This is a genomic window from Wenzhouxiangella sediminis (assembly GCF_003410055.1).
GTDB classification, from domain to species: Bacteria; Pseudomonadota; Gammaproteobacteria; order Xanthomonadales; family Wenzhouxiangellaceae; genus Wenzhouxiangella; species Wenzhouxiangella sediminis.
Genome location: NZ_QUZK01000014.1, coordinates 195,028 through 217,785, shown reverse-complemented (window position 1 = coordinate 217,785; position 22,758 = coordinate 195,028). Strand labels below are relative to the sequence as shown.

The 22,758-nt window shown below is 64.8% G+C and carries 22 protein-coding genes; 7 read left to right on the top strand and 15 right to left on the bottom strand.

The annotated features are described in order from the left end of the window. Positions 1-269 precede the first annotated feature (269 nt). Both bfr and DZC52_RS03385 read right to left on the bottom strand, forming a co-directional pair. Positions 270-755 (bottom strand): bacterioferritin, encoded by a 486-nt coding sequence (gene bfr, locus DZC52_RS03390; RefSeq protein WP_116649709.1) that lies wholly within the window; start codon positions 753-755, stop codon positions 270-272. A 59-nt stretch (positions 756-814) separates the two neighbouring features. After that, positions 815-1,045, bottom strand: a complete 231-nt coding sequence (locus DZC52_RS03385) for a (2Fe-2S)-binding protein (RefSeq protein ID WP_116649708.1) — start codon at positions 1,043-1,045, stop codon at positions 815-817. 127 nt (positions 1,046-1,172) lie between these two features. Between DZC52_RS03385 and DZC52_RS03380 the strand changes: the two genes are divergently transcribed. Then, a complete protein-coding gene (locus DZC52_RS03380; RefSeq protein ID WP_116649707.1) occupies positions 1,173-2,297 on the top strand; it encodes an EAL domain-containing protein in 1,125 nt (374 codons plus the stop codon). Here DZC52_RS03380 and DZC52_RS03375 read toward each other — a convergent pair. The 11 genes from DZC52_RS03375 to DZC52_RS03325 are packed head-to-tail and all read right to left on the bottom strand — an operon-like array spanning position 2,264 to position 10,309. Further along, entirely contained in the window at positions 2,264-3,280 is a 1,017-nt protein-coding gene (locus DZC52_RS03375; RefSeq protein ID WP_116649706.1) for a lipid A deacylase LpxR family protein, read from the bottom strand. The two genes, DZC52_RS03380 and DZC52_RS03375, sit on opposite strands and share 34 nt — an antisense overlap. After that, complete coding sequence (locus DZC52_RS03370; RefSeq protein WP_116649705.1) at positions 3,264-4,268, bottom strand: tetratricopeptide repeat protein; 1,005 nt, start codon at positions 4,266-4,268, stop codon at positions 3,264-3,266. The genes DZC52_RS03375 and DZC52_RS03370 overlap by 17 nt, the downstream gene beginning before the upstream one ends. Continuing rightward, on the bottom strand, positions 4,265-4,708 hold the full coding sequence (locus DZC52_RS03365) for a cytochrome c-type biogenesis protein (protein WP_116649704.1): 444 nt from the start codon (positions 4,706-4,708) through the stop codon (positions 4,265-4,267). Before DZC52_RS03365 ends, DZC52_RS03370 begins: the two co-directional genes overlap by 4 nt. Then, on the bottom strand, positions 4,705-5,244 hold the full coding sequence (locus DZC52_RS03360) for a DsbE family thiol:disulfide interchange protein (protein ID WP_116649703.1): 540 nt from the start codon (positions 5,242-5,244) through the stop codon (positions 4,705-4,707). Before DZC52_RS03360 ends, DZC52_RS03365 begins: the two co-directional genes overlap by 4 nt. After that, the gene (locus tag DZC52_RS03355) at positions 5,241-7,202 is read right to left on the bottom strand and encodes a heme lyase CcmF/NrfE family subunit (protein ID WP_116649702.1); all 1,962 of its coding nucleotides are present in this window, start codon (positions 7,200-7,202) and stop codon (positions 5,241-5,243) included. The genes DZC52_RS03360 and DZC52_RS03355 overlap by 4 nt, the downstream gene beginning before the upstream one ends. Next, the gene (gene ccmE / locus DZC52_RS03350; protein WP_116649701.1) at positions 7,199-7,648 is read right to left on the bottom strand and encodes a cytochrome c maturation protein CcmE; all 450 of its coding nucleotides are present in this window, start codon (positions 7,646-7,648) and stop codon (positions 7,199-7,201) included. Before ccmE ends, DZC52_RS03355 begins: the two co-directional genes overlap by 4 nt. Next, positions 7,632-7,802, bottom strand: coding sequence for a heme exporter protein CcmD (gene ccmD / locus DZC52_RS03345; protein ID WP_116649700.1), 171 nt, complete (start codon positions 7,800-7,802; stop codon positions 7,632-7,634). The genes ccmE and ccmD overlap by 17 nt, the downstream gene beginning before the upstream one ends. Beyond that, positions 7,799-8,569, bottom strand: a complete 771-nt coding sequence (locus DZC52_RS03340) for a heme ABC transporter permease (RefSeq protein ID WP_116649699.1) — start codon at positions 8,567-8,569, stop codon at positions 7,799-7,801. The genes ccmD and DZC52_RS03340 overlap by 4 nt, the downstream gene beginning before the upstream one ends. Continuing rightward, positions 8,566-9,222 (bottom strand): heme exporter protein CcmB, encoded by a 657-nt coding sequence (gene ccmB, locus DZC52_RS03335; protein WP_245960749.1) that lies wholly within the window; start codon positions 9,220-9,222, stop codon positions 8,566-8,568. The genes DZC52_RS03340 and ccmB overlap by 4 nt, the downstream gene beginning before the upstream one ends. An 11-nt stretch (positions 9,223-9,233) precedes the next feature. Beyond that, the gene (ccmA, locus tag DZC52_RS03330) at positions 9,234-9,836 is read right to left on the bottom strand and encodes a heme ABC exporter ATP-binding protein CcmA (RefSeq protein WP_116649697.1); all 603 of its coding nucleotides are present in this window, start codon (positions 9,834-9,836) and stop codon (positions 9,234-9,236) included. After that, positions 9,836-10,309: a DUF3293 domain-containing protein gene (locus tag DZC52_RS03325; protein WP_181918747.1), complete on the bottom strand. Its 474-nt coding sequence runs from the start codon at positions 10,307-10,309 to the stop codon at positions 9,836-9,838. The genes ccmA and DZC52_RS03325 overlap by 1 nt, the downstream gene beginning before the upstream one ends. A 120-nt stretch (positions 10,310-10,429) precedes the next feature. Between DZC52_RS03325 and gor the strand changes: the two genes are divergently transcribed. From gor to DZC52_RS03305, 4 genes are all read left to right on the top strand, one after another. Beyond that, entirely contained in the window at positions 10,430-11,785 is a 1,356-nt protein-coding gene (gene gor / locus DZC52_RS03320; protein ID WP_116649695.1) for a glutathione-disulfide reductase, read from the top strand. Between the two features lie 29 nt (positions 11,786-11,814). Continuing rightward, the gene (locus tag DZC52_RS15830) at positions 11,815-15,888 is read left to right on the top strand and encodes a S8 family serine peptidase (RefSeq protein WP_116649694.1); all 4,074 of its coding nucleotides are present in this window, start codon (positions 11,815-11,817) and stop codon (positions 15,886-15,888) included. A gap of 83 nt (positions 15,889-15,971) precedes the next feature. Beyond that, positions 15,972-16,715: a glycosyltransferase family 2 protein gene (locus DZC52_RS03310; RefSeq protein ID WP_116649693.1), complete on the top strand. Its 744-nt coding sequence runs from the start codon at positions 15,972-15,974 to the stop codon at positions 16,713-16,715. Beyond that, positions 16,712-18,361, top strand: coding sequence for a hypothetical protein (locus DZC52_RS03305; protein WP_116649692.1), 1,650 nt, complete (start codon positions 16,712-16,714; stop codon positions 18,359-18,361). The genes DZC52_RS03310 and DZC52_RS03305 overlap by 4 nt, the downstream gene beginning before the upstream one ends. Here DZC52_RS03305 and DZC52_RS03300 read toward each other — a convergent pair. Next, entirely contained in the window at positions 18,324-19,031 is a 708-nt protein-coding gene (locus DZC52_RS03300; RefSeq protein WP_181918746.1) for a TVP38/TMEM64 family protein, read from the bottom strand. The two genes, DZC52_RS03305 and DZC52_RS03300, sit on opposite strands and share 38 nt — an antisense overlap. A 5-nt stretch (positions 19,032-19,036) precedes the next feature. Continuing rightward, entirely contained in the window at positions 19,037-20,299 is a 1,263-nt protein-coding gene (gene kynU, locus DZC52_RS03295) for a kynureninase (RefSeq protein ID WP_116649690.1), read from the bottom strand. Positions 20,300-20,455: 156 nt separating this feature from the next. Here kynU and queA point away from each other — a divergent pair, with 156 nt between their 5' ends. Then, the gene (queA, locus tag DZC52_RS03290; RefSeq protein WP_116649718.1) at positions 20,456-21,475 is read left to right on the top strand and encodes a tRNA preQ1(34) S-adenosylmethionine ribosyltransferase-isomerase QueA; all 1,020 of its coding nucleotides are present in this window, start codon (positions 20,456-20,458) and stop codon (positions 21,473-21,475) included. Positions 21,476-21,545: 70 nt separating this feature from the next. Continuing rightward, positions 21,546-22,652 (top strand): tRNA guanosine(34) transglycosylase Tgt, encoded by a 1,107-nt coding sequence (gene tgt, locus DZC52_RS03285; RefSeq protein WP_116649689.1) that lies wholly within the window; start codon positions 21,546-21,548, stop codon positions 22,650-22,652. Positions 22,653-22,758: the final 106 nt, after the last annotated feature.

Sequence of the window (22,758 nt, the reverse complement as noted above, 5' to 3'; positions counted from 1 at the left end):
GCTGGTTAGCTGGTTAGCTGGTTAGCTGGTTAGCTGGTTAGCTGGTTAGCTGGTTAGCTGGTTCGGCATCTGGGGCGATTGGTGGGCGACTGCGCCGCGAAAGCAAAGTTGCGCAGAGCCCAGCCTCTTACGGTTCCTTCGTGACGTAGCCGTCCCGCAAATCCAAGAGAAGTCGAACTAGCCAACCAGCTAACCAGCTAACCAGCCGACGCAACCGTCGAGCCACTCCCATAGCAGGGTTGGCTCGTCCGGTTGACGCCCGCAACGGATCAGTCGCCGGCTTCCGCCTCGCCCATCTGGGTCTGGAGGTAGTTCTTCTCGCCGATGCGGTCGATCAGTTCGAGCTGGGTCTCGAGGAAGTCGGCATGACCTTCCTCGTCGCGGATCAGATCCTCGAACAGGTCGCGCGTGGCGTAGTCGCCGGCGGTTTCGCATTCCTTGACGGCGGCCTTGTACATCTCGAGCGCTTCGTACTCGAGCTTGAGGTCGTTCTGGAGGCACTCGACCGGGTTCTCGCCGATCAGGAGGTGGTCGAGATCCTGGAGGTTGGGCAGGCCGCTCAGAAAGAGGATTCGCTTGATGATTCGATCGGCGTGCTTCATCTCGTCGATCGACTCTTCGTATTCCATCTCGGCCAGCTTGTTGAGCCCCCAGTCCTCGTACATTCGGGAGTGCAGGAAATACTGGTTGATGGCGGTCAATTCCGCCTTCAGCGCCTGGTTGAGAATCTCGATGATCTTCTTGTCGCCTTTCATTTTCTGCCTCACCGGTTGGACTCCCCATAGGATAACGTCCCGGGCCGGTGCTGGCCAGATCAGGCGGTGTTGAGCAGGGGGAAATCGTTGGAGGGGTCGACTACGGGAAGGCTCGGTCTCACGGGCCTCGCGAGCGAAGCCTCGATGACGGCCTCGGCATGGTCGCGGCAGCGTCCGCAGCTGCCCGAGCAGCCGGTCAGGGCCTGGATCTCGTCGAGGGTGTGATAGCCCTCCGCCACCAGGTTCCGGATGGTGCGCTCGGTGACCGCATTGCAGACGCAAACGTACATGGCTTGATGATTTCATGAATGCGAATCATTGTCAATAGCAAAGTGCTCGAGGCCCCTCGATCGGCCATGGTTGCGCTGACCGGGCAATGCGCCGATACTGCATGGCAGAAACCGCGCGGGGGGTTGAATGACTCAGCGCTTCTATCTCGAAAGTTCCGGCAAGGATTCGAACCTGCCGCGGCACGTTCACCTGGATGAATTTCCCGCGACCGTCGGTCGCCATCCCGAATGCGTCATCCAGCTCTCGGTCGAGCGGCTGTCGCGCATGCACGCTCGTTTCGAGCTCGACGGCGACGTGCTCCTGATTCGTGACCTGGGGTCGACCAACGGCACCTTCGTGAACCATGCGCGAGTAAGCGCGCCGACGCGACTGCAGGTTGGCGACGTGCTCCACCTGGCCGATCACGAGTTCCGCCTGATGGCCGATGCCGGTGCCGGGGAGTCGGGAGGCTCCGGGACGGGAGAGGAAACGGTGGTCGGGATGGCCGCACTGCCTCGTGATTTCCCCCTGCACATGCCGGCGTTCTTCGAGTTGCTGGAGAATCGGCAAGTCACCGGCTACGGCCAGCCCATCGTCACCGCTGGCGGGGAACTGCACGCCCTGGAACTACTGGGGCGAAGCGAGAATCCCGACCTTGACGAGGGCCCCGGCCAGCTGTTCGCCCTGGCGGCCGCCCTCGATACCGAAGTGCGGCTCAGCCGGATGTTGCGCCGGCGAGCTTTCGCGCAGGCCAGCGAGGCGGGACTGACCCTGCCGTTGTTCTTCAACAATCATCCGACGGAGTGCGAGGACATGGTTGCGCTGCTCGACGAGCTGCATGAACTGAGATCGCACCACCCGGACCTCAATCTCGTCTTCGAAGTGCACGAAACGGCCGTGACCGACCTGGGGGCCATGGCGGAGGTCAAGGAAGAACTGGCCAGGATGGGCATCGCGCTGGCCTACGATGACTTCGGGGCCGGACAGGCCCGGTTGCTGGAACTGGCGGAAGTGCCGCCCGACTACCTCAAGTTCGACATGGGCCTGATCCGCGACATGAGCACGAGCGACTCACCCCGGTATCGATTGCTGGCGGAGCTCAACCGCATGATCGCAGGCATGGGCATCAAGACCCTGATCGAGGGCGTCGAGGACCCCGTGACCGCCGACCTGTGTCGAGAGATCGGCATCGATTACATGCAGGGATTCCTGTTCGGCCGGCCGCGTCCCCTGGCGGACTACCACCAAAGCGAGAACGAAAGCGCGCCGTAGGTCTGGCCTTCGTTTTGCCCGACGAACTCGCGCGTGCGCCACACGTGGGTGTAGGCGAACCGGAAGGGGCCTCGCGTATAGACGAATCCGCCGAAGACCTCGCCGACGTGTCGCTTGCGGCTGACGCCTTCCACGCCCCCGAAGGTGTTCCCCTCGATGAACATGTCCCTGAACACACGACGACCCTCCACGCCGCCGTAGAGGTACCAGGCCGGACCCCGGGTTGGCATGAAGTACCCCGCTCCGGAAATGGCCGGAGTGATTCGCGGCGGGCCGTAGCCGCGTGGCAGGTTGTGTCCGATGCGGAAGAAACCGCCGGCCGACAAATGCGTATGCGCGTTTCCGATCATCGACCCGGCCGTCCAGGTCGCGTCGAAGCCCGGGGCGTCGTCTTCACCCAGCTCGATGAATCGCCGAAACCGGTCATAGCCCAGCTGCAGGGTCGGTTCGTTGCGAATCTGACTGTCCCATCCGACCGGTTCGGGTGAACCCATGGCCGAGTGCACGGCTTTCTGGATCTCTTCGCCGAAGGCCAGCGGGCCCACGATGCCCAGACCGACATGGACGCGATCGGCGCCGCGTTCGCTTGCGGTGCCCGTGGCGAACTGGACATTCAGCCAGGCCGCGTAGGGCCGATCGTCGGGTGGATATTGCGGTTGCTCGATGCTTCGGGGGGTATAGAGATTGTGGCTGATCGAAAGCCGGTAAGGCAGTACGTCGGCGTCGTCGACTCCCGGGAAGCGACGAGCGACATCAGCCAGCCAGGAAGGCGGTGTGCGTACCTGTCCCACACGCGAGAGCCGGATGCCGTTGGTGTAGTAGCGATCCTCGTTGGCGAAGATGTCGTTTTCGTATTCGACAATCCAGATCGCATGCTGGTCGAGGTTGTCGTTCTCGCCGTCTACGGCATCATCCTGCGCCCCGGCAGCGATCGAAATTCCCAGCGCAAGCAGGGCCGCCAACCGGTTAGAGGACCTGGTCAATGGTCACCTCCGCATTCATGTTCGTGGCATTGACGGGCAGTATGTCGGTCCGACCCTCGAAGTCGCCGCTTTGTGGTGTGGCATCGCCGCTGAAGGAAACACGGGCCACGACCACGATCGAGTCCGCCGAAGACAGGCCGCTGCCCGCCATCATCGCGTCGCCGTCGTCGATGGTCAGTTCCACCGGCAGTTGATTCGCCCGCAGCCTTCGCACGGCCAGCGGGGGGCCGCCCGCCGCTCGGCGGACGGCGACGAACACGGTTTCGCCACCTTCGAGGCGGGTAGCAAGGCTCTCCGCAATGCCAACCGAAAGCGACAGGGTGGGGCCGCTGGTCTCCTGCGGGCCGCTGTTCGTGGTCTGTCGGGATCCGCCGGCGCGCGCCGTGGCCAGATATTGCTCGACGGTGTCGCGGACGTTGCTGTCCGGTGGCAGCACGGCCAGCAGGCGCTCGAATCGCTCGACGGCGGTCGGGAAAGCGTCGCGCTGGAAGGCGTCCAGACCCAGTAGCCACAGAGCCTTCTGGTTTCCCCCGTCGGCCGCCTCCGACAGCAAGCGACGTGCCTCGTCGGGCAACTGCCGCTCACCCGATGCGTATAGCAGGGTCTCCCCGAGTTCCGCCTTCAGGAACCCTGCTTCGGGATCGATGTAGAGCGCACGACGGAAGGCATGTTCGGCCGATCCGAATTCCTCCAGGCTCTTGTAGGCCAGGCCGAGGCGTGCCCAGTGTTCGGCGTTGTCCGGCTCGCGCATCGCCCGCTCGGCCAGGTCGGTCACCGCCGAGCGGATCTGGCCGGTTTCACCCGTGTCCGGGTCGATACCGTTCGGAGTGCCCACGAAAAAGTAGATTGCGAGCGTCGCCGCCGGCACGAACAGGATGGTGGCCAGCAGAACCGCCTGGTTCCGGCCTCGGAGCAGCGGGACGACGACGAAGGCGAGTGCGAGCAGCACCGCGCCGGCGGCGCTGAGAAGAAAGACGGGATTGCTCAAAGTGCGCTTCTCCGTTTTCGGATGACGATGACTGCCGCGACCAGGCCGATGATCAGCAGGACGATCGGCCCGCCCCATAGCAGCAGCGTGTGGGCGGCGACGGGCGGGCGGTAAAGCACGTAGTTACCGTAGCGCTCGACCATGAAGTTGCGGATTTCCTGGTCGCTGCGGTTGCCCTGCAGCATGCGAAAGACTTCGTCGCGCAGGTCCTGCGCCAGCGGCGCATCGGAATCGGCCAGCGACTGGTTCTGGCAGACCGTGCAGCGCAGCTCCTCGGCCAGGGCCTTGAAGCGCTGCCGCTGCAACTCGCTCTCGAACTCGTAAGGTTCGATCGCCGAGGCAACGGCCCCGGCCGCAAGCCACAAAGCCAGCAGTGGCGCCAGCGCAACCCGCAGCCAACCCTGAAACCTGAACCCTGAACCCTGAACCCTTGTTTTCATGATTCCGCCTCCGCCTTCAATTCCATGGCGCGCCGCATCAGGTCCTGGAACACGTTGGCATCGATCGGACCGATGTGCTTGTGGCGGATCACGCCCTCGTGGTCGACCAGGAAGGTTTCCGGAGCCCCGTAGACCCCCAGGTCGATGGCAACCTTGCCCTCGAAGTCGACCAGGTGGCGGTCCCAGGCGTCACCGAACTGGTCAATCCAGGCCAGCGCGTCCTCGCGCTCGTCCTTCCAGTTGAAGCCGACCAGGGCGATCGGCGCCTCGTTGCCGAGACGCTCGACGAAGGGATGCTCGACGCGGCAGGCCCAGCACCAGCTGCCCCAGACATTGAGGATGAACGGTTCGCCCAGCAGGTCGGCCCGGCTGGTGGTGCTTTCAGGATCATAAAGGCCGGGCAGGCTGAAGTCGGGCATCGGTTTGCCGATCAGCGGCGACTGCACGAGCTTGCGGTTCTCGCTGGTCTGCAGGCCGGCGATCAGCAAGGCAAGCAGGGCCAGGAAGACGCCGAGTGGAATCAGCATGCGGATCATGCCGGGGCCTCCGCACCTGAAGCCAAGCTCGCATCGGCTCGCTGCCTGCGCTGCTGGCGATAGCGCCGGTCGGACGCGGCGATCAGGCCGCCGAGACCGATCAGCACGGCGCCGCCCCAGATCCAGCGCACGAAGGGTTTGATGTGCAACCGCACGCTCCAGGCGCCGCTGGCGCCGAGTTCTTCGCCCATCGCGATGTAGAGATCCCGGAACACGCCGGGCTTGAGCGCGACCTGCGTCATGGTCTGACCACCCCGGTGATAGAGCCGCTTTTGCGGATTCATCCGGGCGATTTCGCGCTCGCCCTTGTGGATGCTGAAACGGGCCTCGTCGGCGCGCCAGTTGGGGCCCTTCACCTGGGCCACTTCGTGCAGCGTGAAGCGGTAGCCCGCCGCCTCGACGGTTTCGCCCGGTGCGATGCGGATATCGCGCTCGAAAGTGTGGGCTTCCACCATGGCCGCGCCGATCAGAAAGACGCCGACGCCGGCATGGGCCAGGGTCATGCCCCACTGGTGACGAGCCAGTCCGGATCGGCTCGCGCGAGCCGTGCGAACGGCGTAGGCAAGCGCGCCGCCGATCAGCCAGAAACCGCCGATCCAGCCGCTGACCGCGCGCAGGCTCCAGGTGCCCAGCCAGGCGCAAACGAGCAGTGCGGCCACGATGGAGATCGCCGCCGTGACCGCCAGGGGCTGCAGGATGCGCATGAAACCGTCGCGCTTCCAGCGCGTGAACGGGCCGAGCGGAAGCAGCAGGACGACCGGTGTCATCAGCAGGATGAACATGGCCCCGAAATACGGCGGGCCGACGGAGATCTGGCCCCAGCCCATGAAATCGATGATCAGCGGATAGAGGGTGCCGAGCAGGACCATGGCGGCCGAAACGGTGAAGAACACGTTGTTGAGCAGCAAGGCCGACTCACGACTGATCCAGTCGAAGCCCTCGCCGGTCATGATGCGCGGTGCGCGCAGGGCATAGAGCGTCAGCGCCCCGCCGGTGACCACCGCCATGAAGGCTAGGATGAACAGGCCGCGCTCGGGGTCGTTGGCAAAGGCGTGCACCGAGGTCAACACGCCGGAGCGCACCAGGAAGGTACCGAGCAGCGACATCGAGAACGCGGCGATCGACAGCAGCACAGTCCAGGCCGGGAAAGCCCCGCGTTTCTCGGTGACGGCCTGGGAATGGATCAGCGCGGTGCCGATCAGCCAGGGAATGAAGGAGGCGTTCTCGACCGGATCCCAGAACCACCAGCCGCCCCAGCCGAGTTCGTAGTAGGCCCACCACGAACCCAGCGCGATGCCGAAGGTCAGGAAGGCCCAGGCCGCCAGGGTCCAGGGCCGCGACCAGCGTACCCAGTCGCGCTCGACCCGGCCGCCGATCAGCCCGGCAATGGCGAAGGCGAAGGCCACCGCGAAGCCGACATAGCCCATGTAGAGCAGCGGCGGGTGGAAGATCATGCCCACGTCCTGGAGGAGGGGGTTGAGGTCGCGGCCGTCGATGGGGCCGGGCAGGATGCGTTCGAATGGGTTGGACGTGAACAGGATGAACAGCAGGAAGCCGACGGAGACCATGCCCATCACCGACAGGACGCGCGCGGTGAAGATGCGCGGCACCGAGCGGGAAAAGGCGGCCACGGCCAGCATCCAGCCCCCGAGCAGCAGCATCCACAGCAGCAGCGAGCCCTCGTGGCTGCCCCACACGGCAGTCAGGCGGTAGTACCAGGGCAACAGCAGGTTGGAATGCATGGCCACGTAGGTGACCGTGAAATCATGCTGGAGGAAGGCCCAGGCGAGGGCGGCGAAAGCGCCGGCGAGGAACACGAACTGGCCGATCGCCAGGGACGGCGCAAGCTTCATCAGCGCCTCGTTGTTGCGCTGGGCGCCGATCATCGGCAGTACCGACAACAGGGCGGCCAGCACCAGCGCCAGGATTAGCGAGATCTGTCCGAGTTCGGCACTCATTGCTTCGAAGCCTCCGGGGGATGGCCGGCCGCCTCGAGCGACTTCATCACTTCCGGCGGCATGTAGGTTTCGTCGTGTCGGGCCAGGACCTCGTGAGCGTGAAAATGACCGCCTTCATCGAGGTAGCCGTGCGCGATCACGCCCTGGCCTTCGCGAAACAGGTCGGGCAGGATCCCTTCGAAGCTGACCGGCACATCGTGCCGTCCGTCGGTCACGGTGAACCGCACCTCCAGGCTGTCGGGGTCGCGCTGGACCGAGCCCGCTGCGACCAGGCCGCCGAGGCGAATCTGCTTGTCCTGCGGTGCCGTGGCGGCGTGAACGTCGGTCGGGCTCACGAAGTAGAGCATGTTGTCGTTGAGCGCGGTGATCGCCACGGCGGTGGCGGCGCCCACGCCGAGCACGATCAGCGCGACGACGGCCAGTCTTTTCTTACGCGTCGGGGTCATCGTAGTTTCCGGTTTGCATTGCCAGTTCCTCTCGCAGTTCGGCGATGATTCGCCGTCTGCGAACCCTGGGCTGGATGAATTGCCAGGCCATGATCGCGGCGAACAGCCCGTAGCTGCTCCAGACGTAGAAGGCGTAATCGAGTTGCGGAATCATGCGTTGTCTCCGGTTGCTCCTTCACCGATGAGTTGTCGGATCCAGTTCTTGCGCCTGTCCTGGTCGATCAGGTCGTTGCGGGCGCGGTCGAGCAGCGCGGCGCCGAACATCAGTTTTACGCCGACGGTCATCCAGATCAGCGGCGACATCATGCTCGGGTGCATGCGGGATTCCCCGAGCAGTCGAATCGTCGCGCCCTGGTGCAGGGTCGTCCACCACTCCACCGAGAAGTGGATGAGCGGAATGTTGACCAGGCCCACGAGCACGAGGATACAGGCCACGCGTGCACCTTTTCGTCGATCCTCGAAGGCAGCGTAGAGGCCCATGATGCCGAGATAGATGAACAGCAGGACGAGCATCGAGGTCAGGCGCGCGTCCCAGGCCCACCAGGTGCCCCACATCGGCTTGCCCCACAGCGAGCCGGTGGCCAGGCACAGTGCCGTGAAAGCGGCGCCGACCGGTGCGGCGGCCATCGTCATGATCTCCACGGTCCGGATGCGCCAGACCAGTGCGATGACCGCCAGGATCGACATGATCACGTAGCCGGCCATGGCCTGCCAGGCGGCCGGCACGTGGATGAACAGGATCCGGTAGCTGTCGCCCTGCTGGTAGTCGGGCGGGACGACGTAGAGCGCCTGGTAGAGCCCGATTGCGGCGCAGACCAGGAAGCCGGCCCACAGCCAGGGTGACAGGACCCGGCAGAGCTTGTGAAAGGTCGGCGGCGAGCCGAGCCGGTGGAAGCCGACTTTCAGGCGATGAAAGATCATTCGATATTCAACCTCAATGCAGCGGTGGTGGCCAGCGGGACCAGCGTCACGGCAAGGATCAGCAGCGCGGTGAGCAGGCCCATGTGCGCGCTCGCCGAAAGACCTTCCGCAGCCGCGGCCACACCGCCCGTCGCGAAGATCAGGACCGGGACCACCATCGGGAACACCAGAATGGACAACAGCACGCTGCCGCGGTTCGTTCCCAGGGTCAATGCGCTGGCCAGACCGCCGACCAGGCTGAGAACGGGCGTGCCGATCAGCAGGCTCAGCATCAGCGTGGGCAGGGCGCTGTCCGGCAGGTACAGCATTTCGGCAGCCAGCGGTGCGAAGACGATCACCGGTACACCCGTGATCAGCCAGTGACTGAACAGGCGCGTGACGACCAGCGCGGCCGGCGACCCGGCCCCGACCCACCATTGTTCCAGCGTGCCGTCCTCCAGGTCGGGACGGAAGAGCTGCTCGAGGGCGAGCAGGCTGGCCAGCAGCGCCGCGACCCAGATCATGCCCGGCGCGATGCTCGCCAGCAGGTTGGGGCCGGGACCGACGCCAAGCGGTACGAGGATGATGACCGCGAAAAGGAAGATCAACGGCATCAGCGATTCGCCGCCGTGGCGGACGGCCAGCCGCAGGTCGCGGCGGAGCAGTGCTTTCATCGGCGACAGCATCAGGTCTCCCCCGCGAAGCGTTGTACGACAAGCACTTCCGGCGGGGTCTGGAGTTCGGGCTGCCGCTGGTGGGTGGAGAGGATAACCGAACCGTCGCGCCCGAGCTGGTCATTGAGCAGGGTATCGACGAGGGTGCAGCCATCGTCGTCGAGACTGGCGTAGGGTTCGTCGAGAAGCCACACCGCGGTCGGCGCGACCAGCAGTCCGGCCAGGCCCAGCCGCCGCTTCTGGCCGGCCGATAGGGCTCGGGCCGGGCGCAGGCCCAGCCCTGCGAGACCCACCCGGGCCAGTGCTCGGCTGTTGCTCATGCCGCTGCCGGTGCCCGAGAAGCGGCGCCGGAAGTCCAGATTCTCGCGGCAATTGAGTTCGCCCTTGAAAGCGGCGAGGTGACCGAGAAAGGCGACCGGGGCGTGTCGGCTGACGCGGCCGGAGGAGGGGCGGAGAATGCCGGCCAGCAGGCGCAGAAGGGTGGTCTTGCCGGCGCCGTTGGCGCCGCGTACGACCAGGGCCTGACCGCCGCTGACGGAGAGGTCAACGGGCTCGAAGACCGGCTCGCCGGCGCGCGAAAACGTTGCCTGTCCTGTTTCGATCAGAACACGCATCAGCTGCAGTGTCCCGCCCAGTCCGGCAACGGGGAGGGCCAGCCTTCGCCGTAGAGCCTCAGGATCGCGGCCCGGCCCGGTCGACCGGTGACGACGGCGGCCTGGTCGAAGGTGTCGGCAAGCGCATCCAGCCTGGATCTCGTGATATCGACGAGCAGAAGGGCCACCTCGTCGGGCCAGTCGCCGCCGGGGTCCCGGTTGACGGCGGGATGGAACTCGATGCCCGCTTCGCCGACCGTATCGAGCAGCCGGCGGTGGCGGGCCCGGTTCCTGGCCGCGCTGATCCTCGTGCCCCCGGGGTTGAAGGCTGTGACGATGGCCCAGGAACGATGGCGCAGGGCCTCGTCCAGGTCCGGTTGCCGAAGTCCGGGGCGCACGATCAGTTCGCGTCCGGCAATCCGAACCCGGTAGTCGGTGGCCGCAAAAGCCTGCAGGAGGCTCTCCGGCGAATTGCTGGCGACGTCTATATTCATCAACTCGTGGATCGTGACCGGTGAACGAGGCTGCTGGGGTACCATTTTACCGCGTGGTCGATCGGTGACATGACCTGAATCAAACCACGCCAGGAACTTGCACACGGAAACTGGAGAACAATGCCCCGCTTCGACTATGACCTGTTCGTGATCGGCGCCGGCTCAGGCGGCGTGAGAGCTTCCCGCATCGCCGCCGGTCACGGTGCGCGCGTGGCCATCTGCGAGGAATCGCGCGTGGGCGGCACCTGCGTGATTCGCGGCTGCGTGCCCAAGAAACTGCTGGTGTTCGCTTCGCAGTTTTCCGAAGCGTTCGAAGACGCTCGCGGGTATGGCTGGCAGCCGGGTGAGTCCTCGTTTTCCTGGCCCGACCTGATCACTGCCAAGGACCGCGAAATCGATCGGCTCAACGGGATCTATCACAAGCTCCTCGACAACGCCGGTGTCACGCTCCACGAGGGGCGTGGGCGCCTGATCGACCGCCATACGGTGGAAGTGGACGGCCGTCGCTGGAGTGCGGAGAAGATTCTCATCGCAACAGGCGGGCGCCCCTGGGTGCCGGAGATCCCCGGCGCCGAGCTGGGTATCACTTCCGACGAGGCTTTCCACCTCGATTCCCTGCCGAAACGCGTCCTGATTGCCGGCGCCGGCTACATCGCCGTGGAGTTCGCCGGGATCTTCAACGGCCTGGGCAGCGAAGTCACGCTGGCCTACCGGCGGGACCTGATCCTGCGCGGCTTCGACGACGACGTTCGCCAGGCCGTCGAGTCGGGCATGCGCGGGCGTGGCATCGACATCCAGTATCACACTGCCCCGGCGCGTCTCGAGCGTGGCGGGGACGGCATCGAAGTGACGTTCTCGGACGATCGCAGCCAGGTCTTCGATTGTGTGATGTTTGCCACCGGTCGTTCTCCGTACACCTGGGACCTGGGTCTCGAGGAGGCGGGTGTGCATACCGGAGCGGAGAACAGGATCGAAGTGGATGAATACAGCCGGACCAACGTCGACAGCATCTTCGCGGTGGGCGATGTCACCGACCGGATCAACCTGACGCCGGTGGCGCTGATGGAGGGTCATGCATTCGCCGATACTCAGTTCGGCGGCATGGACCGGCCGGTCGAACATGCCGATACGCCGGCCGCCGTGTTCAGCCAGCCGCCGGTCGGCACGGTGGGCCTGACCGAATCGGAGGCCAGGGAGAAATGCGATGAAATTCGCATTTTCCGGTCGACCTTTACGCCGATGAAATATACTCTGAGCGGAAGACAGGAAAAGGGGGTGATGAAGCTGGTGGTCGATGCCGCCGGCGACCGGGTGCTGGGCTGCCATATGGTGGGGCCCGACGCGCCCGAGATCGTACAGGGCTTCGCCGTGGCGGTCCGGGCAGGGCTGAGCAAGGCCGATTTCGACCGCACCGTCGGGATCCACCCGACCAGCGCCGAAGAAATGGTCACGCTCAGGCAGCCGGTCAGCGACTGACGCAAACAACGCAAGGAAAGACAGTCTCGATGAAAGTAGCTACCCGATTCCTTTTGACGCCGTGCCTCATCGTCCTCGCGTTCGCGACTGCCGTCCAGGCCAAGACCACCTTCGTGGTGCCTGGGAAGTGGATCGTCGAACTCGAGTCCCCGCCGGCGGTGGCCTACGAAGGCGAGCCGGTCGCCACCCTGATGGGCGACGGCAGCCGGCTGGCGCCCAAGCGCCTGGCCGCCACTGCGCCGAGTGCCACCGGGCAGAGCCGCTACGATGCGCACACCCCGGCGGTGGCCGCCTACACGGCGCATCTTGAAAGCGAGCGCGAGCAAGTGCTCGAAATCGCTGGCCGCGAACTGGGCCGTCCCGTCACGGCCGAGCGCGTGTTCGAACACGTGTTCAACGGCTTCGAGGCTCATATGAGCAAGGCCGAAGCCGAGCGCGTCGCGGAGCTGCCCGGCGTCCGCTCGGTTCGCCCCGTGCTCGCCCACAGGATGGAATTGGAAGCCGGCCCGGAGCTGATCGGCGCCACCAATGTCCATGCCGGTATCGGCGGCGTCCCCGCCAACGGCGGCGAGGGGACGGTCATCGGTATCATCGACAGCGGGATCAACTGGGACCACGCCTATTTCTCCGACGATGACCTGGCTTCGGTTCACAGCTTCACCAATCCATACAGCGAGCAACTCGGTGAATGCAGCAAGGCCAACGTGCTCTGCAACGACAAGCTCGTGGGCGTTTATGATTTCACCGTCGAGGAGACCGACGGGAAGGATCCCGAAGGACACGGCACGCACGTGGCCTCGATTGCCGCAGGCGTACCGCTGAGCTTCAGCCTCGGTTTCTCGGGCAGCTATGTCTACAATTCCACCGGCGTCGCGCCTCACGCCAACGTGATCTCCTACAAGGTCTGTTACAACGATCACCCGGACAACGACGAGCTCGACAACAGCTGCGAGGGGAGCGCCATTCTCGACGCCTGGGAGCAGGTCGTCGTCGATGGGGTGGATGTCGTCAACTACTCGATCGGAACCGGTGTGGCCGACCCCTGGACCTACGCGGCGCCCCTGCTCAACCTCTGGTCGGCGGGTATTCCTTTTGTCACTTCGGCCGGCAACGACGGCCCCGCGGCCGGAACCGTGGGTTCCCCGGCCAATGCGCCCTGGGCCTTTGCGGTCGGCAGCTCAACCCACGGCCGCCTGATCGGTTCGCGAGCCACGATCGCCGGTCTGGCCAACCGCCTGCTGGTCTACGGCAGCGGCCCCGGTCTGTCCTCGTCGATCACCGCACCGCTGGTCGCTGCCGACGACATCGTCGACAACGACTTCGGATGCAGCGCTTTCCCCTCCGGCTCTCTGTCGGGTGACATCGTATTGCTGCAGCGGGGCAACTGCCTGTTTTCCGACAAGGTGAACAATGCTGCGGATGCCGGCGCTGTCGCCGTGCTCGTCTACAACAACATCGAAGGCATTCCCATCGTGATGGGCGGCCTCGACGACACGACCATCCCGGCGGCCATGATGGATCGGGAGGACGGCCTGGCCGTTCGCAACGCGATGGCCCAGACCGTCGACCCCGAGGCCACGTTGCTGACCGGCGGTTTTGCCAAGGTCAACGAAAGCTGGCAGGACTACATTTCCGATTTCAGTTCGCGCGGCCCGCTCGTCTATCCGCAGGGCCTGATGAAGCCCAATGTGGTCGCGCCCGGCTCGAACATCGTGGCAGGCTGGTACGACGGTGCCAACTCCTTCGCCATGCTCGGCGGCACCTCCATGGCCAGCCCGCATGTCGCCGGTGCGGTGGCCCTGTTGAAGTCGATTCATCCCGACTGGACGCCGCCGATGCTCCAGTCTTCCCTGGAAACCACCGCCGAGACGGAGCCCTTGCGCTGGGATGACGGGCCGGCCAGCGTCTTCGACCGCGGCAACGGTCGCGTCCGGGTCGATCTGGCGGCGCAGGCGGGGCTCTACCTGCCGGTTTCGCGCAACGATTTTTCCAATGCCAACCCGTCCAACGGCGGTGATCCGAGGCAGCTGAACCTGGCGGGCATATGGGATCACTCCTGCGCGTCGACGTGCAGCTTCACGCGCAGAGTCCGGGCCATTGGCAATGGCAGCTGGGAGGTATCGACTTCCGGTGATGTCGGGATCTCGGTATCGCCCCAGAGTTTCAGCCTCTCTGCCGGGCAGTCCCAGACGCTGGAGATCGAAGTCGATACCGGCGCGCAGTTCGCCGGTTTCGTGGGCGAAGGAGCCATCGAACTGACGCCGACTCAGGGCGATTTCGTGACGCAGCGGCTGCACGTCGGCGTGCAGGTAGCGGCCATCGAGCTTCCGGAGTCGCTCGACCTGACTGTCGACAGCAATCGCGGCAGTCACACCGAGAGCCTCAACTCGGGGCCGCTGCCGGAGCCGGTTTTCAGGACATCGGCACTCGTCAGGCCCGATCGCGAAAGCTTCACGCTGCGTCAGGATCCGACGCCGTCGGACCCGTTCAACGGCAGCTTCGGGCGCGAGACCTTCCTGGTCGACGTGCCCGACGACACGCTCCTGCTGCTTGCCGAGACGATTTCCTCCTCGGCTACCGACATCGACCTCTTCATTGGTCGAGACAGCAACGGTAACGGCCGCGCCGACGAGTCCGAATTGGCGTGCAGCTCGCGCAGCCCCGACGAGACGGAGCTTTGCCGCATCGCCAAGCCCTCGACGGGCAGCTGGTGGGTGCTGGTGCAGAACTGGCAGGCTTCGTCGAGCGGCGCCAACGACGACGTCGAACTCGACATCGCCGTGCTCGAGGCGAGCGATGGTTACAGCTTTGCAGCCACTGGCCCGGGCTTCCATCCGGGCGGCGAGTTCGAGCTGGATCTCCACTGGGACGAGCCGGCCATGCGCCGCAACGTGCGCTATGTGGCTGCCGTCGGCCTGAGCAGCTCGCCCGATACGCCCGAAGATCTCGGCGTGTTGCCGGTGTTCGTCACCCGAACCGGGCAGAACAGTCCGCAGCCGACTGCCCTTTTCGAGGGCGAGACGCGGTCGGTGGTCATTCCCGGAAACACGGTTCATGATCTCTTGTTCGTCGACGTGCCGCCTTCGGCGCGCAACCTGGAGATCGAGGTCTCCGGACAAAGCGGGGTCAACGGAACGCTCAACCGACTGGATCATGACGAAATTGCCGGCTTCGCCCCGGGAACGCCGCCGGCGCCCGAGACCAACGAGCTGGATTCGGGCAGTGGCTCGGACTCCGGCTTCGTGCTGTCACCGGCGAGCGTCGGCACGGCCGAAACGCTTGATGCCGGGCGTTACTACGTCGTCCTGGAGAACACCAGTGCGCAGGAACGACGGGTCAACGTTTCGGTTTCCATCGAGGAGTCGGCTTCGGCTCAGTTGCCTCGTTTCGGCCTCTATAGTCCGCTGGGTCGCAGCATCTACCAGGGCTTCGAGTGGGCGGCCGGCGCCGTCGGCTTCGTGGTCTGGTACAGCTACGACGAAGAGGGCGTGCCCGTGTTCTACAACGCGGCCAATCCCATCGACCCGGACCGTTCCACCTGGTCGGCGGACCTGCTGCGCACGACAAGCATCGGGGTTCGCAACAACATCTCGACCGTCGGTCATCTTGGCATCACCGCGCTGGGGGAAGACGACATGATCGTCTCCTGGCGCCTCAACGGGGCCCATGGCTCGGAACGGCTCAAGCCGGACAGCCCGCCCACATGTCCCTCGATTGGGGGCGAACCGGTCAGCTACACGGGCCACTGGAACGAGCCCGGATCGGCACAGGGCGGCACGACCGTCGTGATCACCGACTCGACCCAGGCGCAGGTTCGATACTACTTCGACGAATTGGGTGTGGGTCGCTGGGTGATCAGCGCCAATCGTTCCGGTAACGGACCGCTGGCGGAAGATCTCGATCTTCTCGAACTGCGCGGCTTCTGCCCGAACTGCAGCGAGGAGGAGGTCAGTATCGAGACGGTCGGGACCTACTCGCGGATTTTCGACAGTGAGACCAGTGCCACCGAGTACGTCGAATTCGATTCGCGGCCTCCGCTGAACGAGTCGTACTCCACCGAAGTGTCGATCGAGAAGCTGACTTCCCGGCGCGAGTGTCAGTAATCTCGGTCGGTTGATCCGGTGGCCGGTCAGTGGCCGGCCACCGGTGTCGACGTTTGTCAGCCCATTCGCGGTAAGCCAGAAATATGATCAGGGATCACAGGGTCGTGGTCGTCATGCCGGCCTACAACGCGGCCAGGACGCTCGAGAAGACGCTTGCGGAGGTGCCGCGGGACATCGTCGACGAGATCGTGCTCGTCGACGATGCGAGCCAGGACGACACGGCAGACCTGGCTCGCTCTCTTGGTATCGAGCACGTTATCCGGCACGACGAGAACCGCGGCTACGGTGGTAACCAGAAGACCTGCTATCGCAAGGCGCAGGAGCTGGGTGCGGACATCGTCATCATGCTGCACCCCGACTACCAGTACAGCCCGCGTCTGATTCCGGCCATGGCCGAGCTGGTTGCCAGTGGGCTGTTCCCGGTCGTGCTGGGTTCCCGCATTCTGGGCGGCGGCGCCATCAGCGGCGGCATGCCTGTCTACAAGTATTTGGCCAACCGGCTGCTCACCGCTTTCCAGAACCTGTGCACGGGCGCCAAGCTTTCGGAATACCACACCGGATATCGCGCGTTCTCGGCACGCATCATCGAGCAGCTCGATCTGGACGCCAATTCGGACGACTTCATTTTCGATAACCAGATGCTCGCCCAGGTGCTTGGAAAGGGATTCCGGATCGGCGAGGTGACCTGTCCCACGCATTATTTCGGTGAGGCGTCCTCGATCAATTTCAGGCGGTCGGTTACCTACGGGCTGGGCGTCATCGGCGTTTCCATCCAGCACCTGCTCGGTCGTACAGGAATACGCCGCTCCCGCTTCTTCGCTTCGTGAACCCCGCTTCGATCCGTTCGGCCCGCCCGCTCTGGCTGCTGACGTGGGCTGTGGTCCTGGTCGTCGGAGCGGGTCTGCGTCTGTGGCAGATCGATATCCAGATCCTGCTTGACGACGAGTGGCATGCGCTGCATCGCCTGATGCAGGCCGACTACTCGCAGATATTCCTGTCATTCGGGCATGCCGATTACAGCATTCCTCTGACGCTGCTCTTCAGGGCGCTGGCGGATACCGTGGGTCTGTACGAGTGGCAGATGCGCCTGCTGCCGATGATCAGCGGATTGGCAGCGCTGCTGGTTGTCCCGGCACTCCTTCGCCCCTGGTTGCGTTCGGACGAGAGACTCGGCCTGACCGCCCTGATGGCGATTTCGCCGTTGCTGATCCACTTCTCGCGCTACGTCCGTCCCTACGCGATGGTCGTCTTGCTCGGGTTCGCGGCGATGATCCTGTTATGGCAGTGGTGGCGATGCGGTGGGCGCGCCCGGGCCGTCGGATTCTTCTGCTGCGCCGTTGCCGCAGCCTGGCTCCATCCCCTGACGACGCTCTATACGGGATTCGCGTTGACCTGGTTCACTTTGGCGGGGATCGGCAAGTGGCGCCGGGGCGAGGGCTCGCAGGCGCTGTGGCGAGTGCTCGCGCTGGGATTGCTGACGACGGCGGCTTGCAGCGCCCTGATCCTTCCGCCGTTGCTGGCTGATACGGCTTCCATTGCGGTCAAGACCGGCAAGCATTCGATCGAACTGCAGACCCTGGCGCGCGGCTGGGAGATGGTGCTTGGCGTAGGCCACTTGTGGCTGGCCGGGTTACTGGCCCTTCCTGTCCTGCTCGGTGGGTTCGTTCTATGGCAGCGCGATCGCATGTTCGTGCTTTTCTGGGTATCGATGACCCTCGTGGCGACGCTGATCATCCAGGTTCTGGGGCCAGAGTGGATCCGCAACGCCCTGGTACTGGTCCGATACACGGTGCTGTCGATGCCGATTGTCCTCGCGCTGCTGGCCGTCGGCCTCGTCAGGATCGGCGCGCTGGCCGCCGGTCGCCCGGGTTCGAATCGGCCATGGGGCTTGCTCGGAGTCCTGTTGGCCGCTGCCGGCTTGTACTCGGTGGGGCCCCTGCCGGCAACCTACAAAGGGATCAACCAGTTCACGAATTCCGCGCGCTACCAGATCGATTACAACTTCGACCGGAGCATATTCTCTTCGATCATGGGGCCGGTCGAGGCGCCTGCCTTCTACGCGGAGATCGCTTCCGAACCCGGGAGCTGGCGATTGGTGGAGGCGGCCTGGCATTTCGAAACCCATTTCACGCCGATCACCGAGTTCCAGCGCGATCATCAGCTGCCGATCCGTATCGGCATGATCAGCGGGCTGTGTACGGACTGGACATGGGGTGAACTCCGGCCCGGTTCCGATCTTGAGATTCATCTCGATCGCTTCGTGTTTCTGCGCGAGATCCTGAGCGATCCTGGCGACGTCAACCGCTTTGTGGTTTTCCCGCTGGATTATCCGTTCGAATACGAGCCTCGCAAGCTGCCCGATCTTCAGCCCTGCATAGCGGCTTTCGAGGAGAGGTTTGGGGCCCCCTGGCACCGCGGTGCAGACTATGTCGTCTTCAGGATTCCGGGTTCAGCCCCGGAAGACGGTGCCTGAGCAGCCAGGATAGGCAGATCAGCAGGACCACGCCCAGCATCGGCAGACCGATGGCCGGCTCCAGCAGCAGGGTCGGCGACATGACGCTTCGCGCCTCCAGCAGGGTGTCCAGCCCGGAACCCACGCCGCCATAGACGATCGCCGAGGGAGTCAGCCCGATAATCGAGGCGACCATGAATCGTGTGACGTCGATCCGCGTGATGGCGGCGCCGGCATTGACGGCGAAGCAGGGGGCGACGGGGACGATGCGCAGCAGCGTCACGTAGAACACCGCATTGCGATCCATCAGCTCGAACAGGGCCTGCGCGCGTCCCTTGCGCAGAAAGGCGCTGTCTTCCCGCACACGGAGCAGGCGCATCAGGGCAAAGGTGAGCAGCGCGCCGAGCGTCATGCCTGCGAGCGCGGCGGCCGAGCCCACGCTCGCCCCGAACAGGAAGCCGCCGGCAATCGTGAACACGGTTGCGGCGGGCAGGGTCAGGGTGATGAGCACGGCGAAGGCGACGATGTAGACGAAAACGCCCGGCCAGTAGTAATTTGCCACCAGCCCCTCGAGTTGGCCGATCAGGCGCAGCACGGAGGCCTGCCCCACGTCGGTCAGCGCCACCGCGAAGGCGAGAATCACCGAAAGTACGAGGGCCGCCAGGGCCAGTGCAATGCGCTTGTGCTGCAAGTCGTTCAGCCCCGATCGGCGGCCAGGAGACGGCCGGTCAGTTCGATGAAGCGCTCCACGTCTTCCCGCGTGTTGTAGAGCGGCGCCGGTGCGGCCCGGATGATATCGGGGCCCCGCCAGTCACATGTAACACCGTGCGCCTGGAGACGTTCGAGCAGGCGTCGCCCGGCCGCTTCACCGGCATGCAGGCGCATCGACAGTTGGCAGCCGCGGCGGTGGGGTTCGAGCGGGGTAATGATCTCGATTTCCTCACCGAGCTCTTCGTGAACGAGGTGGGCCAGGTAGCCGCTCAGAGCGAGCGACGCGTGGCGGAGTGCAGGCATGCCGCCAGCATCCTCGAACATCTGCAACGAGGCGAGCAGCGGTGCCGTGGCCAGGATCGGCAAAGTGGAAAGCTGCCAGCCCGCCGCTCCGGCCTCCGGACGGAAGCGGGGACGCATCTGGAAGCGGGTGTGCACATCCTGTCCCCACCAGCCGGCCAGCCGTGGGCCGTCGAAGCGCGCGTGGCGCTCGTGCACGAACAGGCCGGCGATGGCGCCGGGCCCCGCATTGAGGTATTTGTAGCTGCACCACACGGCGAAGTCCGGGCCTTCCTCGTGCAGGTTGAGCGGCACGTTGCCCACGGCATGCGCCAGGTCGAGTCCGACGGCCGCGCCGGCCTTGCGGGCGGCACGGCAGATACGGGCGGTGTCGAAGACCTGGCCGGTGGCGTACTGAACGCCCGGCCAGAGGACGAGCGCGACCTGGTCCCCGTAATGCTCGAGATAGTCCTCGATGTCTTCTTCGTGCAGCAGGCCGTCGCGACGCGGCGCCAGTTCGACCACATCGTGCTCCGGATCCAGGCCGTGGAGATGGACCTGGGAGGCCACGGCGTAGCGGTCGGACGGAAAGCTGCCTTTCTCGACCAGGATGCGCCGGCGCGTTCCCTTGGGGCGGTAAAAGCTGATCAGCATCTGATGCAGGTTGGCTGTCAGGGTGCCGGTGGCGACGACCTCGATGTCGCGCGCCCCGCACAGACGGGCGAGCGGGGTGGACAACAGCTCGTGATACTCGGTCCAGGCGGTAGGGCCGTCGAAGTGGCCGGCCACTCCCAGCGTGGCCCAGCGTTCGAGCTCGCTGTCGACGGCGTCCACGGCAGCCCTGGGCTGTGCACCCAGGGAGTTGCCGCACAAATAGACGCCGGGCGCGCCGCGCATGCCGCCGGGTATGCGGAACCGCTCGCGGAACTGGCCGGGCGTGAACCCGGATTGGGGATCGTTGTCGTTCATCGATCGCAGAAGGGTTGGGGGACCGCAGGATAGCCGGATTCGAGTTTGGCTGAAAGTGTGGTGCCCAGCTTCCCGTGGCGGCGTGGGCGCGGTGTGAAGCGCACGATCCGGCAGGTGTGCCGCTACAATGACGCTCTGTTCGATGGACCGCCCGTCATGAAGGTTTCCGATTTTCGTTTCGACCTGCCGGAACGGCTGATCGCACAGTATCCCCTGCGCGAGCGCTCAGCCAGCCGGCTTCTGCATCTCGAGCGCGAGAGCGGGCGGTGGCACGACCGTCGCTTCGCCGACCTGCCGGACCTGCTCGAGCCGGGCGACTTGCTGGTATTCAACAACACGCGCGTGATTCCGGCCAGGTTGTGGGCGCGCAAGGAGAGCGGCGGCCGGGTGGAAATCATGATCGAGCGCGTCGTCGACGAGCGCGAAGCGGTCGTGCAGCTGCGGGTCAACCGCAAGCCCCGCAAGGGCGCCCGGCTTGTCGTCGACGATCACGCCGAACTCGAGGTGCTCGGACGCGAGGATGAATTCTGGCGCCTCGGCGTGGTTGCCGGTCCCGGCTGGTCGGCGCTGCTCGATGCCGTGGGGCACATGCCGTTGCCGCCCTACATCGAACGTGAGGACGAGGCGAGCGACGCCGAGCGCTATCAGACCGTCTACGCGCGTGTGCCGGGGGCGGTGGCCGCTCCGACTGCCGGCCTGCACTTCGACGAAGACATCTTCGCGAGATTGGACGAAAAAGGCGTGGAGCAGGCCGAGTGCACCCTTCATGTCGGCGCCGGCACGTTTCAGCCGGTGCGAGTCGAGGAGGTGTCCGAGCACCGCATGCACGCAGAATGGTTGTCGGTTTCAGCCGATCTGGTCGCGGCGGTGAATGCGGCGAAGTCTCGCGGCGGTCGAGTCGTTGCGGTTGGAACGACGGCGGTTCGTTCACTCGAAACGGCCGCCTCGAGCGGAGAGTTGGCGCCCTTCGAGGGCGACAGCCGACTGTTCATCCATCCCGGCTACCGGTTCCGGGCGGTCGATGCGATGGTGACCAATTTCCACCTGCCCGGGTCGACCCTGCTGATGCTTGTCAGCGCGTTCGCCGGCCGTGAGAACGTGCTCGCCGCCTACCGTCACGCTGTCGAAGCGGAGTATCGCTTCTTCAGCTACGGCGATGCGATGTTTATAAGTTGAGGGAAGGTTTCAGGTTTCAGGTTTTCGAGTTTCGGTGAAGATATGGGTCGTGATTGGAGATTGAGTGTCGATGGAGTTTGATTTGCTCGCTACCGACGGCGGGGCGCGACGGGGGCGGTTGACCTTCGGTCGCGGTACTGTGGAGACGCCGGCTTTCATGCCGGTCGGTACCTACGGCACCGTGAAGGCGATGACGCCCGAAGAGCTGCGTGAAATCGGTGCGGAGATCGTCCTCGGCAACACATTTCACCTGATGCTGCGCCCCGGAACCGAGGTTATCGCCGCCCATGGCGACCTGCACGACTTCATGGGCTGGGACGGTCCGATCCTGACCGACTCGGGTGGTTTCCAGGTGTTCAGTCTCGCCGATCTGAGGAAAATGACCGAAGAAGGGGTGACCTTTGCCTCGCCTGTGGACGGTTCGAAGGTCTTTCTCGGGCCGGAAGATTCCATGGCGGTGCAGCGCGCACTGGGCTCCGACATCGTGATGATTTTCGACGAGTGCACGCCTTATCCGGCCAGCGAGCAGGAAGCCCGCGACTCCATGGAGCGTTCCTTGCGCTGGGCGGAGCGCTCCCGGCGCGCCCACGGCGACAACCCCGCCGCCCTTTTCGGCATCGTCCAGGGCGGCATGTATCCGCCTCTGAGACGCCGTTCGGTCGAGGGATTGCTCGACATCGGTTTCGACGGCTACGCCATCGGCGGTCTGAGCGTCGGTGAGTCGGAGTCCGAGCGCGAATCGATCCTGGAAGCCACGTGTCCGTTGCTGCCGGCGGATCGTCCGCGCTACCTCATGGGGGTGGGGCGGCCCGAAGATCTGGTCGCCGCGGTGGCGCGGGGTGTGGATATGTTCGATTGCGTGATGCCCACCCGAAATGCGCGCAACGGCTACCTGTTCACGAGCCGCGGCATCGTCAAGATCCGCAACGCCCGCCACGAACGCGACACCGGGCCGGTCGATCCCGACTGTGATTGCTACACCTGCCGGCGGTTTTCACGCGCCTACCTGAAGCACCTCAACAAGTGCAACGAGATCCTCGGGCATCGATTGGCCACGATCCATAATTTGCATTACTATCAGTCGCTGATGCGTCAGATGCGACAGGCCATCGAAGCTGGGAACTTCGAACAGTTGGCCCGCAGCCTGGCGGACGGCTGGTCGGCGCGCGACCCGTGAGATTGGCGCATAGAAAAAGAAAAGTGTGACGCGCGTCACACTAAACTTGACTTTTGTGACTTACTTCACGATCATGTGTCCTCCAGCGAGGGAGAGGGCGGCTCAT